We start from the raw sequence: 14,696 nt of genomic DNA on the forward strand, positions 1-14,696 counted from the left end.
ACAACTTTCAGTGTCGAGCAGCCTGGGTTCAATATTCGTGCTCTATCATTAGAAAACTGTCAGTAATCCAATGAGTTAAATTTGTAACCATGCAGTTAACCATGTTCATGAAGAAAAAGGCTGGGCGCGGCAATCGCGCACCATCCCACAGGAGTGTGATGATGAAGGTGCAATACGTCAGGGAAGAGATGTTCAAGCGCGGCTGTATCGCCCTGGCACTGGCCAGCGCACTGACCGCCTGTGGTGATGAACCGGCCACCGGAGCCCAGGCACTGCCGCCGATGCCCGTGGTGGTGGCCGAGGTCAAGCTGACCGACGTGCCGATGACCACCGAAATGGTGGGCGAGACCGCCGGCTTTCGCGAAATTGACGTGCGTTCCCGGGTGAGCGGCATCCTGCTCAAGCGCACCTACATCGAGGGGCAGCCGGTCACCGCCGGTCAGGCGCTGTTCCTGATCGACCCCGAGCCCTACAAGGTGGCGCTGGAGCAGGCCAAGGGCACCCTGGCCCAGGAGCAGGCCCGCCTCAACAAGGCCCGCGCCGACCGTGATCGCATCATCCCGCTGTTCAAGCGCCAGGTGGTGAGCCGCAAGGACTATGACGACACCATCGCCAACTACGAGGCGGCCATCGCCAGCCATCAGGCCGCCCAGGCCAAGGTGAAAGAGGCCGAGCTCAACCTCAGCTACACCCAGGTCACCGCCCCCATCAACGGCATGGCGAGCAAGAGCTCCCAGTCCGAGGGCAGCCTCATCTCCACCAGCGGCGAAAACGGCCTGCTCACCACCATCACCCAGTTCGATCCCCTCTACGTCAACTTCTCCTACTCGGAGCAGGATCGCCTCAACTTCGAGAACTCGGTGAAAAAGGGATTGATTGAGGCCAAGGATGCCACCAACTGGCGCACCCACATCCGGCTGGCGGACGGCTCCGTCTACCCTGAGGCAGGCAAGCTCAACTTCTCCGACAGCCGGGTCGACCCGCAAACCGGCACCATCCGGGCCCGCGCCATCTTCGACAACAAGGACGGCGTGCTGCTGCCAGGCCAGTTCGTGCGCATGACCATCGATCTGGGCACCCGCAAAAATGCCATCTTGGTGCCGCCGCGCGCCATCGTCCAGTCCCAGGCCGACCGCATGGTGATGGTGGTGGACAAAGAGAACAAGGTAGTGCCCCGCCCGGTCAAGCTGGGTTCCGTGGTCGACAGCGGCGTACTGATCGACAGCGGCCTCGAGCCCGGTGAGCGCTACATCGTCGAGGGGCTGATGAAGGCCCGTCCCGGCGCCGTGGTCAAGCCCGTCACGGCCTCCGAGATGAAGGCGATCACCGGCAAGATGGTCGGCCAGAACGCGGCCAAGTAAGGAGTTCGTATGTTTTCCAAGTTCTTCATCGAACGCCCCATCTTCGCCAGCGTGATTTCGATCATCATAGTGCTGGGCGGGTTGGCGGCGATGCGATCGCTGCCCATCGAGCAGTACCCGCAGATCACCCCGCCGGTGGTGTCGGTCACCGCCTTCTATCCGGGCGCCACCCCCGAGGTGATCTCCCAGACGGTGGCCGCGCCGCTCGAGCAGCAGATCAACGGCGTGGAGCGGATGCTCTACATGCAGTCGGGTTCGGCCTCCAACGGCCAGATGAACCTCAACGTCTACTTCGAGATCGGCACCGATCCGGATCAGGCCACCATCAACGTCAACAACCGGGTCTCGGCCGCCATGGCCCAGCTGCCGGAAGAGGTGAAGAAGCAGGGGGTGACGGTCAAGAAGAAATCGACCTCGATCCTGCAGGTGGTCACCCTGCAATCGCCTAACGGCACCTTCGATACCACCTACCTGTCGAACTACGCCCTGCTCAACATCATCGACGAGCTCAAGCGCATTCCCGGGGTCGGTGACACCACCCTGTTCGGCGGCACCGACTACGCCATGCGCATCTGGCTGCGGCCGGATCGACTGGCCCAGCTTGAACTCACCCCGAGCGACGTGATCGGCGCCATCCGCGAGCAGAACACCCAGTTCGCGGCGGGCAAGATAGGCGCCCAGCCCACCACGGCCCCCATCGACTTCACCTACACGGTGCAGACCAAGGGACGGCTGGAGGATGTGCGCGAGTTCCAGAACATCATCATCCGCTCCATGCCGGACGGCTCGAAGATCCGGGTCAAGGACGTGGCCAGGGTAGAGCTCGGCGGCAAGGACTACGACCTGCTGGCCAAGGCCAACGGCAAGCCGGCCATCGGTATCGCCACCTATCTGCAACCGGGCGCCAACGCCGTGGCGGTGGCCGATCAGGTACACGCCACCATGCTGCGCCTCAAGGAGCGCTTCCCGCAGGACATCGAGTACCAGATCCCCTACGACACCACCGAGTTCGTGAAGATCTCCATCGAGGAGGTGGTACACACCCTGTTCGAGGCGATCGTGCTGGTGTTCGTGGTGGTCTACCTGTTCCTGCAGAACTTCCGCGCCACCCTGATCCCCTGTATCGCGGTGCCGGTGTCGCTCATCGGGACCTTCGCCGGCATGCTGGTGCTGGGCTTCTCCATCAACCTGCTGACCCTGTTCGGCATGGTGCTCGCCATCGGTATCGTGGTGGATGACGCCATCGTGGTGCTGGAGAACGTCGAGCGGATCATGCAGGAGAAGAAGTGCTCGCCCAAAGAGGCGGCCATCCTAGCCATGCAGGAGGTCTCCGGCCCGGTGGTCGCCATCGTGCTGGTGCTGTGCGCCGTGTTCCTGCCGGTCGCCTTCATGGGCGGCATGACCGGGGTCATGTACAAGCAGTTCGCCATCACGGTGGCGGTGTCGGTGGCCATCTCAGGTCTGGTGGCGCTGACCCTGTCGCCGGCCCTTTGTGCCGTGTTGCTCAAAGAGGGCCACCACAAGCCGGCCCGCTTCTTCGTCTGGTTCAACAACGCCTTCGACGGCCTCACCCGCCGTTACGTGCGCGGTGTCGCCTTCCTCAACCGCCGGGTCGGGGTGGCGTTCACCATCATCGCCTTCATCCTGGTCTCCATCTACGGCCTGCTGATGAAGGTACCGGGCGAGCTGGTGCCGAACGAAGACCAGGGCTACCTGCTCTCCGCCGTCATGCTGCCGGATGCGGCCTCCCTCACCCGCACCCAGGCGGTGGCGAACGACTTCGACCAGATGGCGATGGCCAACCCCAACGTGAAGGACGTCATCACCTTCTCGGGCTTTGACATCCTCTCCAACGCCATCATCAGCAACAGCGGCATCAGCTTCATCACCCTCAAGGACTGGAGCGAGCGGCAAGGTGCCGGGCAGGACTCCTTCTCCCTGGCCAAGACCTTCCAGGGCATGAGCCTGATGGGGCTGGCGGACGGCTTCGTCGCCTCCTTCAACCCGCCCCCCATCACCGGCATGTCCACCACCGGCGGGCTGGAGGCCTACCTGCAGAACCGCAGCACCGGCAATGCCCAGTCCTTCTCGGCCGAGGTGCAGCGCTTCCTCGAGGCGGCCAAGCAGCGCCCCGAGTTCGCCAGCGTGACCAGCACCTACCGCGCCAACGTGCCCCAGGTCTATCTCGATCTGGATCGCGAGAAGGCCAAGGCACTGGGGCTGCCCATCAACGCCGTGTTCGACACCATGCAGGCCACCTTCGGCCAGGTCTATGTCAACGACTTCAACCAGTTCGGCCGCACCTATCGGGTGCAGTTGCAGTCCGAGGCGGACTACCGCGCCAAGAAGAGCGACATCCGCAACGTCTATGTGCGCTCCGACAAGGGGGAGATGATCCCGCTCAGCAGCCTGGTGACGGTGCGTGATGCCACCGGCCCCGAACTGGTGGAGCGCTTCAACATCTTCCAGGCGGCCAAGATCATGGCGCAGCCGGCGCCGGGCTACAGCTCCGGCCAGGCCATCGCCGCGCTGGAAGCCGTGGCCGACGAGTCCCTCGGCAACGACGCCAAGCTGGAGTGGACCGGCTCCGCCTATCAGGAAAAAGCGGCCGCTGGCAGTGCGGGCACCGCGTTCGGCTTCGGCATCGTGATGATCTTCCTCATCCTGGCGGCCCAGTACGAACGCTGGAGCCTGCCGTTTGCGGTGATCACCGCCGTCCCGTTCGCCCTGTTCGGCGCCCTGCTAGCCACCTGGCTGGTGGGTCTGACCAACAACGTCTACTTCCAGATAGGGTTGGTGACCCTGGTGGGCCTGGCGGCCAAGAACGCCATCCTGATCGTGGAGTTCGCGGTGATGAAGCACGAGGAGGGAATGAGTCTCATCGAGTCGGCGCTGGAGGCTGCGCGGCTGCGTTTTCGCCCCATCGTCATGACCTCGCTCGCCTTCATCCTCGGCTGTGTGCCGCTGGTCACCTCCAGCGGCGCCGGGGCGGCGAGCCGCCATGCCCTCGGCTGGCCGGTCATCGGCGGCATGCTGGCGGCGACCTTCATCGCCATCTTCTTCATCCCGCTGTTCTTCCGCCTCATCATGCGGCGCTCGGAACGCGCCAGCGGCAAGACGGCGCAACCCAAATCGTAAGTCGTGAGTCACAGCCCCCGCCATGCGGGGGCTTTTTTTTATCCGCCAGAGGGGACAACACCTCGCAGCCGGGCCCGAGCCGCGAGCGGGATCACGCGGCCGGTATCCTGTGGCCCACATATCTTGACCTTGCTCTCAAGGTAAGGTTTACAGTGCCCCCAGTCATTGTCAGGATTTTCCCCATGCTCGTAGCGAGATTGCCCATCGAACGCATTGCCCGGCTGCTGCTGGGGCTGATGCTCGTCTGCAATCTCACCCTCTGCATCGGCTGGCACGGGGTGGATGCCCTCAACGCCGCCATGACTCACGGCAATCAGGCCATGAGCGACAGCGCCATGCAGGGGCTCTCCTGCCACGGGGCAAGCCCGGATGCGGGAGCGCAAGATGCTGCCAGCCAGGAGTGCCAGATGCACGGCGGGCTCACCTCGACCGGCACTCCCGGCCTGCCGCTGCTGGCAGCCCTGCTGACCTTGCTCGCTCTGCCGCTGTTGCTGCTGCCCCTCGGGACGGCGAGCAGCGTGCTGGACAACTGGTTGCGGGATCCCTTCCTGCGATCCCGCGGCACCCACCCTCCCTCCTGGCCGCGCCGACACCTGATGTTGTCGGTGCTGCGCCACTAGAAAGATCTTCTCTCGCGGCAGCGGCAAGCCTCGGCTTGCCTGTTTTCTGCCGCCTTGCCTGACCCTGCGCCTTGGTCAAACCGGCCCGCTCGCAGGGAGCCGTGCGCGCTGACACAGCTGCGCCCCGTTTGCCGCCTCGTGGTGATGCCCTGCCCGCACATACCACCACTCCGGCGGCCTGACAGAAGAGAAGAGATACCATGTCATCCACCCCCGTTACCCGGTCTGCCTGCGTGCAGCCGTGCCAGCCCTCCGTTCGCCTCCCGCGCGCCGGAGGCTTGTCATGAACAAGACGTTGTTGATGTCCGCCCTGCTGCTGGCCCTCGGCGCCGGTGGCGGCTACTGGGCCGCCAAACAGACCACTGCTGGCCCCACTGCCAAGGAGAAGACGCCCCTCTACTGGGTCAACCCCATGGATCCGCGCGACAAGCGCGATGCTCCGGCCAAGGACAACATGGGGATGGACTTTATCCCCGTCTATGAGGAAAAACAGGGCGGCTCGCCGGGCACCGTCACCATCAACCCCGAGATCCAGCAGAACCTGGGGGTGCGGCTCGCCAAGGTGGAGACGCTCCCCATCCACCAGCAGATCGAGACGGTGGGCTACGTTGGCTATGACGAGGACCGGCTGGAGGCGGTCAACGCCCGCATGGCAGGCTGGATCCGCACCCTCGCCATCAAGAGCGAGGGGCAGCAAGTGAGCAAAGGCAGCCTGATCTACGAGCTCTACGCCCCGGATCTGGTCAACGCCCAGCACGAGTACCTGCTCGCCCTCAACACCGCCAACCCCCTGCTGCTGCGCGCCGCCGAGGGCAAGCTCAAGTCCCTGCAGGTGCCGGCGGATCAGATAGCGGCCCTCAAACGCACCCGTCAGGTGCAGGAGACGGTGCGCATCTATGCCCCCAGCAGCGGCTATGTCTCCGAGCTGAAAGTGCGCGAAGGCCAGTATGTGGAGCCCGCCGCGGCGCTCTTTAACATCAGCACCCTCAAGCAGGTGTGGGTGAGTGCCGAGGTGTTCGAGCGCCAGGCGGCCCAGCTGAAGGTGGGCGATCCGGTCACCATGGCCCTGGACTATGCCCCCGGCCGCCACTGGCAGGGCCGGGTCGATTACCTCTACCCGACCCTGGATGCCGCCACCCGCACCCTCAAGGTGCGGCTGCGCTTTGCCAACCCGGACGAGTTTCTGAAACCCAATATGTTCGCCAAGGTGAGCATTCGCACCGGGCAGGGCGAACCCCGGTTGGTGGTACCGAGCGAAGCGGTGATCCGCACCGGCAGCCAGGACAGGCTGGTGCTGGCGCTGGGGGATGGCAGCTTCAAATCGGTCGCCGTCACCCTGGGCCCCCAGTTTGGCGACAAGGTCGCCATCAAGGCAGGGGTCGAAGCGGGGGACAGTATCGTCAGCTCGGCCCAGTTCCTGCTCGACTCCGAATCGGCCATCGATTCGGACTTCCAGCGCATGACGGCGGTGCGCCCTGCCCAGGTGTGGACCCAGGGCGAGGTTGAAAGCATCGATCTGGCCAACCGCACCCTGATGGTCTCCCACCAGCCCATCCCCGAGTGGCAGTGGCCCGCCATGGAGATGGAGTTCACCGTCGCCGACGGTGTGGACATCAGCAAGCTGACCGAGGGGCAAACCCTGCATCTGCAGGTGATGCAGGAGGGGGATGAGTACCGCATCACCAGTATCCATCAGGAGCAGGCACCCGCTACTGACGGCGACGCCAAGCCTGCGGCAGATGAGATGGAGAAGATGGAAGGCATGGACCATAGCCAGCACGATATGGGAGCCAAGTCATGATCCCTGCCATCATTTGCTACCTTGCCGACAACCAAGCCCCGCTCTCTGCGCAACATGAGCAAGGAGCCAGATCATGATCCCTTCGATTATTCGCTGGTCCGTGGGCAACCGCTTTCTGGTGCTGCTACTGACCGTCATGCTCACCGCCTGGGGGCTCTGGTCGGTCAAGCAGACCCCGGTGGACGCCCTGCCGGATCTCTCCGACGTCCAGGTGATCATCAAGACGGCCTACCCGGGCCAAGCGCCCCAGGTGGTGGAGGATCAGGTGACCTATCCGCTCACCACCGCCATGCTGGCGGTGCCGGGGGCCACCACGGTGCGCGGCTACTCCTTCTTCGGCGACTCCTTCGTCTATGTACTGTTTGACGACAACACCGATCTCTACTGGGCTCGCGCCCGGGTGCTGGAGTATTTGAGTCAGGTGGCCCCCAACCTGCCCGCCTCCGCCCGTCCCCAGCTCGGCCCCGATGCCACCGGGGTGGGCTGGGTCTATCAGTACGCGCTGGTGGACAGAACTGGCAAGCACGACCTCAGCCAGCTCACCTCGCTGCAAAACTGGTTCCTCAAGTACGAGTTGCAGACGGTGGAGGGGGTCTCCGAGGTTGCCACCGTGGGCGGCATGGTGCGCCAGTATCAGGTGCGGGTCGACCCGGACAAGCTGCGCGCCTACGGCATCCCGCTCTCCCTGATCGAGACCGCCATCAAGCAGGGCAATCAGGAGACCGGCGCCTCCGTCATCGAGATGGCGGAAGCGGAGTACATGGTGCGCTCCAACGGCTATCTGAAAAGCGTCGAGGATCTGAAGCAGATCCCGCTCGGTACCACTGTGCGCGGCGCCCCGCTGCTGCTGGGTGACGTGGCGGATGTGGTCACCGGGCCCCAGAGCCGGCGCGGTCTGGCCGAGCTCAACGGCGAGGGAGAAGTGGTGGGCGGCATCATCGTCATGCGCTATGGCGAGAATGCCCAGCACACCATCGACGGGGTCAAGGCGCGGCTGGCCCAGCTGAAAAGCAGCCTGCCGGAGGGGGTCGAGGTCGTCACCGTCTACGATCGCTCCGACCTTATCCAGCGCGCCATCGACAACCTCTCCGGCAAGCTGGTGGAGGAGTTCGCGGTGGTGGTACTGGTCTGCCTCGCCTTCCTGTTCCACCTGCGCTCATCGCTGGTGGTGGTCATCTCCCTCCCTATTGCGATTTTGACCGCCTTTATCGTCATGCACCTGCAGGGGATCAACGCCAACATCATGTCGCTGGGGGGCATCGCCATCGCCATCGGCGCCATGGTGGACGGTGCCATCGTGATGATCGAGAACGTCCACAAGCACATGGAACGGGAGGCGCTCACCGACAAGAACCGCTGGCGCATCATCACCGAGGCGAGCATAGAAGTGGGGCCCGCCATCTTCTTCTCCCTGCTGATCATCACCATCAGCTTCCTGCCGGTGTTCGCGCTGGAGGCGCAGGAGGGGCGGATGTTCCATCCCCTCGCCTACACCAAGACCTACGCCATGGCGGCGGCGGCCGGGCTCGCCATCACGCTGGTGCCGGTGATCATGGGTTACTTCATTCGTGGCAAGGTGCTGGCGGAGCAGGCCAATCCGCTCAACCGCTGGCTAAGCCAGGGCTATGTGCCACTGCTCAAAGCCGTGCTGGCCCGTCCGAAAACCACCCTGGCCATCGCCGCCGTGGTGACGGTGGCGGGCTTCTGGCCGCTCAAATACCTGGGCTCCGAGTTCATACCGCCGCTGGATGAAGGGGACATCATGTACATGCCCACCACAGCAGCCAATATCTCGGTGGGCAAGGCACGGGAGATTTTGCAGCAGACCGACAAGCTCATTCGTACCGTGCCCGAGGTGCAGAACGTGTTCGGCAAGGCGGGGCGCGCCGAATCGGCCACCGACCCCGCCGATCTGGTAATGATGGAGACCAGCATCCAGCTCAAGCCCCGCGACCAGTGGCGCCCCGGCATGACCCCGGAAAAGCTGAAAGAAGAGCTCGATTCCCTCATCCGCTTCCCCGGCCTCACCAACGCCTGGGTGCCTCCCATCAAGACCCGCATCGACATGCTGGCCACCGGCATCAAGACCCCGGTCGGCATCAAGATTGCGGGGCCGGACCTCAAGGTGATCCAGCAGCTCGGCCAGCAGCTGGAACAGATCGTCGGCAAGGTGGAGGGCGCCTCATCGGTCTACGCCGAGCGGGTCGCCGGTGGCCGCTACGTGAAGGTGGATATCGACCGGCTAAAAGCGGCCCGCTACGGCCTCAACATTGCCGACGTACAGGCGGTGCTCGCCACCGCGGTGGGCGGCATGGAGGTGGGCCAGACCATCGAGGGGCGCGAGCGCTACCCCATCAACCTGCGCTATCCCCAGAGCTATCGCGATTCGGTGGCGAGCCTCGAGCTGCTGCCGGTGGTGACTCCGAGCGGTGCGCGCATCGCGCTGGCGGACGTGGCTCGGGTCTACATCAGCGACGAGGCGCCCATGCTGCGCAGTGAAAACGCGCGCCTCAACGGCTGGGTCTACGTCGACATTCGCGGCCGCGACATCGGCTCTTTCGTGGCAGAGGCCAAGGCCGAGGTGGACAAGCAGCTGGTGCTGCCGGCGGGCTACGCCCTCACCTGGTCCGGTCAGTTCGAATACATGGAGCGGGCCAAGGCGCGCCTCGCCTACGTGGTGCCGCTCACGGTCGCCATCATCGTGCTGCTGCTCTATCTGGCGTTTCGCCGCTTCCAGGAGGTGCTGCTCATTCTCACCACCCTGCCGCTGGCGGTGGTGGGCGGGATCTGGACCCTCTGGCTGCTCGACTTCAACCTCTCGGTGGCAGTCGGGGTGGGCTTTATCGCCCTGGCCGGGGTGGCGGTGGAGACCGGCGTCCTGATGCTGGTCTACCTCAACCACGCCTGGGATGACCTCGTGGCCAGCGGCAAGCCGGACCAGGCGGGCCTGCACCGGGCGGTGATCCACGGCGCCGCCCTGCGCCTGCGCCCCAAGATGATGACGGTGGTCACCATCATCGCCGGCCTCTTGCCCATCATGTGGAGCCACGGTACCGGCTCCGAGGTGATGCAGCGCATCGCCGCCCCCATGATCGGCGGCATGGTGAGTGCGCTGGTACTGACCCTGCTGGTGCTGCCCGCCGCCTACTACCTGTGGCGTAGCCGGCACCTGGGCGCGGCCGAGCACCAACCCGCCGGCTAACCCGGTGGCAGCGCCCTTTTTGACAACCAAGAATCTGAATCAACGACGAGGAAACACCATGAACTACAAGACGCTGACCCTGACCCTGCTGCTTGGCCTTGCCACCCACACCAGCCTGCTGGCCGAGGAGATGATGAACCATGCCGGCCACGACATGGGCCAGATGAGCCAGATGGAAGGCATGAACGAGATGGGCGAGATGGCGATGACCCAGGGGGTCATCAGCCGCATCGACGCGGCCAACGGCAAGGTCGGCATCAAGCACGAGGCGATCGACAACCTCAAGATGCCCGCCATGACCATGGTCTTTCGGGTGGCCGATCCGGCCCTGCTCAAAGATCTGAAAGTGGGGGATGCGGTGCGCTTTCACGCCGAGAACCCGGCCGGCAAGCTCACCGTGACCGCCATCCAGAAACAGTAAGCGGAGTCATTGCAATAAAAGACGGCGGGATCATCCCGCCGTTTTCTTTTACTGCGCCATCTACTGCGCCATCTACTGCACCATCCGCTACTGCACTATCCGCTACTGCACTATCCGCCGAGCGGCCTCCTCAGCCGTTCGGATAAGCCTGAGCGATATTCGCCTGAGCTATCCCGAGCAACTGAACAGACATGTCCTGCAATACATAGAGGTCGCGGCGACGGGTCCAGGGTTGATCGGATTGCTCGTCATACCAGACGGGTAGTTCGATCCCCTCCGGGGCATGGCTCGTCACCTTGCGGGCACGGCAGGTGATGATGCAGCGTTTGACGTGGTCGCGGTGACCGATGACGGCCGCCGTGCCGAGGGCGGCAGCCTCTCCACCGGCGTAATCCCTGACGATGGCCTCCACCACCCCGTCCGTGCTGAGGTAGACCAGCTTGCCCTCATCATCCCAGTAAGGCTCGATGGAGATGACATCCCGGGCCGGGATATCGGGATAGCGGGCCGAGTCGAGGAAGCGGGCGATCTCCCACTGCACATACATGGGCACCGGCTTTTGCCGATAGAGGGCCGCGCAGCAGGCGGCCAGCGCCTCGTTCATGGGGCCGGGCTCGGCCAGTTCATCCGGGTTGCCCGAGGCGTTGGGGCGGTTGCCAAAGGCAAAGGCGATGACGCAGTGGGCCTGGTCGATGGCGACCCGGGACGGGGTCATGTTGAAGCAGGCCTCCTCGATGAAGGGGGCCAGCTGGCGGGCCGTCTGCTCGTCGTGCAGCTCGGCGCTCAAGCGGTCGGTCAGGGTGGTGCGAAAATCCCCCGCACTCCCCTGGCTGTCATTGCTGCTGTTGCAGCCGGCGAGGGTGGCGACCAGGGGGGTACTCAACAGCCCCAGGGTGACTCTGCGTCTGTGCTTGTCCATAACGACTCCTTTGTTGATGTCCAGGGCAGAAAATCAACCCGTTGGAGTCCATACCGTACGGAAAAAACAGGGGGATAAAAGTCAGAAAGGGAGGCAGAGGGGCGCAACGTGCAGCACCTCACACTTCCCGGGCCATTCGCAAGCAAGCCCTTTTGATTCAATTGCTTGGCGTATCAGAAAAACAGGGAGCAGGGGGAAACCCGCCTGCGCCCCGTCACTGCCGCACCATCAGCCGCGGATATGGTCGATAAAGGCGTCGATCTGTTCGCGGCCGCAGGCCGGGTTCATGAAGACCGCCTTCTCCCCGGCGATGTAGGAGTACTTGCCGCGAGCGTCATAGTCGGAGTGAGCGATGGCCTCCACCCAGTTGGTGTAGAGCCCCACCTTGCCGCGCCCGGTAAACAGGCTGCGGTGGTAGTCGGTGTTGCGCTGCAAGCGCGCCTTGTAGGCCGCATCCGGGCTGCGCGCCAGCTCGAAGGCGAACTCGGCGTCGGGGTCCTGCACCCACTCGGGGTTGTAGATCTTGAAGCCCACGCTCGGCCCCTGGTTCTCTTGGGCCACCAGCTTGACGTTGCCGAGCTGGCTTAACCGGAAACGGAAGTAGTTGGCGTTTTGCAGGCAGTGGGCCAGCACGGTGCGATAGCCCTCCACCCCCAGGTAGTTGAGCGCCGCATAGGCACCGAACAGGCCGCTCGCCCCGCGGGAGCACTCGATGGTGGACTGCAGGTGGGTCTGGCCCTGAATGTCCCGCTCAAAATAGGAGAAGTTCTCCGGGTCGTTCTCCATCGCCTTGAGGTCATCCTGCTCCTTGATCATCACCAGGCTGGAGGTATAGGGCACATAGCCCCACTTCTGGAAGTCGACGGTGAAGGAGTCGGCGTATTTGAGCTCGGCAAAGCGGCTCACGTTGCGCTCGATCCCCGCCAGGGTGGCGCTGTTGATGGCCAGCGGGTTGGCGGCAAAGTCGTAGTCCAGGAAGAAGATCATCGACCAGCCGATGGCGGCATCCACGTGGATGTGCGGCTTGACCGCCACCTCGAACCGCTCGCAGAGCCGATCCCGCAGCTCGACCACGGGTTTCACCTGGTCCACCCCGAAGGTATCGGTAGTACCCATGGTGAGCATGATGGTGGGCACCACGTGCTTGAGAGCGAAGCAGGCGGTCAGGGTACGTTCCAGGTGGTCGAGATCGATGTCGTTGTTCTCGCCGACCTGGATGCGGATGGTCTTGTTCTCGATGTCGACCCCGAGCAGGGAGAGGTTGGTGATGTTGGAGTAGTGGCCGCCCTGGGAGTTGATGATGCGGTAATCCTGATAGTGGCCGAGCCCCTTGTGCTTGGCCTCCGGCAGGCTCTTGCGGATGCCGAGCAGGTAGCCATAGAGGTTACAGAAGGTCCCCCCCTGGGTGAAGATGCCGGTGGCGCGGGCCGGATCGTAACCCGCCAGCAGCGCTATCTGGCGCACCACCTTCTTCTCCAGCTCCTCGGCCACCCCGGCATACTCGGAGTAGACCAGATTGGGGTTGGCGAGGATCCCCATCTGGGCGCCGTAGATGGCGGGATCCGCCGACATGGTGATGACGTTCTCGACGCTGGAGGGGTTCTCCCAGTCTTTGGACAGGGCGCCGGCAAACAGCAGCTCGGCCATGGGCTCGCCCGGGGTGCGCATGGTGGCCGGCACCGGCATGGTCTCGCACAAGTCGGCGAGGCGGGCGCGGCCATCAGGCCAGGCATTGAGCCGCGCCGCCGGGGCCAGACCGCGGGCGCGAAACTCGTTGAGGGTGGCAAAACCGGGTTCACGGAAGACCGGCCAGAGATCGGGGTGGCGCGAGAAGAAGTTGGCTTTGACTGTGGCAAAACGACGTTCGAATTCGGGGTGGATGGCGTTGACGCCTTCATCTTTCAAATAGACCAAGTCACTCATTTTTATACCATTAGTACAGCAAATGTGCAGTCCTTATACCCCCGGGTCGCCGTTTGAAACAGCGACAATATCTAATGGCCTCCCCTACTTTTTGTCATGCATGAGGGCGGACGGCGGCTGGCAAAAAGGCGCCTTTCGGGCGCCTCTTTTGATTTTGTGATCCACCCGCCCCATCGGCGAGAAAAGCGTCAGCGCAGCGCCGCCAGCAACCAGCGAGAGAGCTCCTCCAGCTCGGTCTCCCGGGCCGCAAACTCGCTGCGCCACTGGCGCAGCAGGTCGTCGAGGGCATCGGCGCGGTAGGCCGTGCCGGGCAGCCGCGCGGCCAGCGCATCGAGCGGTGCCGGATCCAGGCTGTCGCTGAAGATCTGCGCCCGCCCGATCACCCCTTTCTCCACGTCAAAATGCAGCTCCACCCCGCCCCAGCCGAAGCGCTCGTCCAGCTGATGGCTAAAGGCGGGGGCATGGCCGAAGTTCCACTCCCAGCTGTGCTGGCGGGCGAAGGTGTCGGCAAAGCCGGGCAGATCGGGCATCTGCTCGGGAGAGATATGCTCGGGCTGCACCCGTTCGCCGTAGTGGCTGAAGAAGGCCTCCTGCAGCGCCTCGCTCACCTGTTGGTGATCGATGCCCGGCAGCAGCTCGCAGAGGTTGGCCACCCGGCTGCGCACCGAGCTGATGCCCTTGGCCGCCAGCTTCTTGGGGTCGGGATTGAGGTAGTTGGCGAGCCGGCCGAGGTCGGCGTCCAGCAGCAGGGTGCCGTGGTGAAAGCCGCGATCATGGGTCTCCCGATAGGCCGAGCCCGACACCTTGCGCTCCCCGTCCTGAGTCGCCACCAGCAGATCGTTGCGCCCGGAGGCGAAAGCCTCGACCCCGAGCCGCGTGAGCGCGTCCAGCACGATGGCGGTGGAGATGCTCTTGTCATACTCCGGCTTGCCCGCCATGAAGGTGAAGCAGCTGTTGCCAAGGTCGTGAAACACGGCGCCGCCGCCGCTGCTGCGCCTGGCCAGGGTAACCCCGTCCTCCTCCATGCGGCGGGTGTTGCACTCCTTCCAGGGATTCTGGGCCCGGCCGATCACCACGGTATTGGCGTTGCGCCACAGGAACAGCACCCGCTGGTTCGGATCCATCTGGCGGAAGATGCACTCCTCCACCGCCAGGTTGAACAGGGGGTCGTGAGAGTCGGACAGCAACAAACTCAATCGGGACATGAGAAGGCCTCATCGGGATGGAAGAGTCGCTATCATAACACCGGGGTCGACAGGATCCGGCCCCCCTTCTGCCTGTTTCGGCTCGTTACTGACTGATAACGCAACA

At 64.0% G+C, this 14,696-nt stretch carries 9 protein-coding genes; 6 read left to right on the plus strand and 3 right to left on the minus strand.

What is annotated here, in order from left to right:
• Nucleotides 1-161: 161 nt before the first annotated feature.
• The 6 genes from ACPW75_RS12845 to ACPW75_RS12870 all read left to right on the plus strand — a co-directional run bounded on the left by ACPW75_RS12845 (nucleotide 162) and on the right by ACPW75_RS12870 (nucleotide 10,543).
• Nucleotides 162-1,361, plus strand: a complete 1,200-nt coding sequence (locus tag ACPW75_RS12845) for an efflux RND transporter periplasmic adaptor subunit (protein ID WP_425904469.1) — start codon at nucleotides 162-164, stop codon at nucleotides 1,359-1,361.
• Nucleotides 1,362-1,370: 9 nt separating this feature from the next.
• Nucleotides 1,371-4,499 (plus strand): efflux RND transporter permease subunit, encoded by a 3,129-nt coding sequence (locus ACPW75_RS12850; RefSeq protein ID WP_077097198.1) that lies wholly within the window; start codon nucleotides 1,371-1,373, stop codon nucleotides 4,497-4,499.
• A 182-nt stretch (nucleotides 4,500-4,681) separates the two neighbouring features.
• Nucleotides 4,682-5,119, plus strand: coding sequence for a hypothetical protein (locus ACPW75_RS12855; protein WP_024945065.1), 438 nt, complete (start codon nucleotides 4,682-4,684; stop codon nucleotides 5,117-5,119).
• A 283-nt stretch (nucleotides 5,120-5,402) separates the two neighbouring features.
• Nucleotides 5,403-6,920: an efflux RND transporter periplasmic adaptor subunit gene (locus ACPW75_RS12860; RefSeq protein ID WP_179101477.1), complete on the plus strand. Its 1,518-nt coding sequence runs from the start codon at nucleotides 5,403-5,405 to the stop codon at nucleotides 6,918-6,920.
• A gap of 73 nt (nucleotides 6,921-6,993) precedes the next feature.
• Complete coding sequence (locus ACPW75_RS12865; RefSeq protein ID WP_077097196.1) at nucleotides 6,994-10,122, plus strand: efflux RND transporter permease subunit; 3,129 nt, start codon at nucleotides 6,994-6,996, stop codon at nucleotides 10,120-10,122.
• Between the two features lie 58 nt (nucleotides 10,123-10,180).
• Complete coding sequence (locus tag ACPW75_RS12870) at nucleotides 10,181-10,543, plus strand: copper-binding protein (RefSeq protein WP_179101476.1); 363 nt, start codon at nucleotides 10,181-10,183, stop codon at nucleotides 10,541-10,543.
• Between the two features lie 130 nt (nucleotides 10,544-10,673).
• On the opposite strand, the gene ACPW75_RS12875 is transcribed toward ACPW75_RS12870, so the two are convergent.
• From ACPW75_RS12875 to ACPW75_RS12885, 3 genes are all read right to left on the minus strand, one after another.
• Nucleotides 10,674-11,462 (minus strand): hypothetical protein, encoded by a 789-nt coding sequence (locus ACPW75_RS12875; protein ID WP_077097192.1) that lies wholly within the window; start codon nucleotides 11,460-11,462, stop codon nucleotides 10,674-10,676.
• A gap of 228 nt (nucleotides 11,463-11,690) precedes the next feature.
• Complete coding sequence (locus ACPW75_RS12880) at nucleotides 11,691-13,385, minus strand: pyridoxal phosphate-dependent decarboxylase family protein (RefSeq protein WP_425904313.1); 1,695 nt, start codon at nucleotides 13,383-13,385, stop codon at nucleotides 11,691-11,693.
• Between the two features lie 188 nt (nucleotides 13,386-13,573).
• The gene (locus tag ACPW75_RS12885) at nucleotides 13,574-14,590 is read right to left on the minus strand and encodes a lipoate--protein ligase A (protein WP_077097190.1); all 1,017 of its coding nucleotides are present in this window, start codon (nucleotides 14,588-14,590) and stop codon (nucleotides 13,574-13,576) included.
• Between the last annotated feature and the right edge of the window lie 106 nt (nucleotides 14,591-14,696).

Source organism: Aeromonas sp. FL131 (genome assembly GCF_049860615.1).
Lineage (GTDB): Bacteria > Pseudomonadota > Gammaproteobacteria > Enterobacterales > Aeromonadaceae > Aeromonas > Aeromonas hydrophila.

Coding starts and splice junctions, on each gene's coding strand:
- ACPW75_RS12860 (WP_179101477.1), top strand. CDS start 5,403: ATGAACAAGACGTTGTTGATGTCCGCCCTGCTGCTGGCCCTCGGCGCC.
- ACPW75_RS12865 (WP_077097196.1), top strand. CDS start 6,994: ATGATCCCTTCGATTATTCGCTGGTCCGTGGGCAACCGCTTTCTGGTG.
- ACPW75_RS12845 (WP_425904469.1), top strand. CDS start 162: ATGAAGGTGCAATACGTCAGGGAAGAGATGTTCAAGCGCGGCTGTATC.
- ACPW75_RS12880 (WP_425904313.1), bottom strand. CDS start 13,385: ATGAGTGACTTGGTCTATTTGAAAGATGAAGGCGTCAACGCCATCCAC.
- ACPW75_RS12870 (WP_179101476.1), top strand. CDS start 10,181: ATGAACTACAAGACGCTGACCCTGACCCTGCTGCTTGGCCTTGCCACC.
- ACPW75_RS12885 (WP_077097190.1), bottom strand. CDS start 14,590: ATGTCCCGATTGAGTTTGTTGCTGTCCGACTCTCACGACCCCCTGTTC.
- ACPW75_RS12850 (WP_077097198.1), top strand. CDS start 1,371: ATGTTTTCCAAGTTCTTCATCGAACGCCCCATCTTCGCCAGCGTGATT.
- ACPW75_RS12875 (WP_077097192.1), bottom strand. CDS start 11,462: ATGGACAAGCACAGACGCAGAGTCACCCTGGGGCTGTTGAGTACCCCC.
- ACPW75_RS12855 (WP_024945065.1), top strand. CDS start 4,682: ATGCTCGTAGCGAGATTGCCCATCGAACGCATTGCCCGGCTGCTGCTG.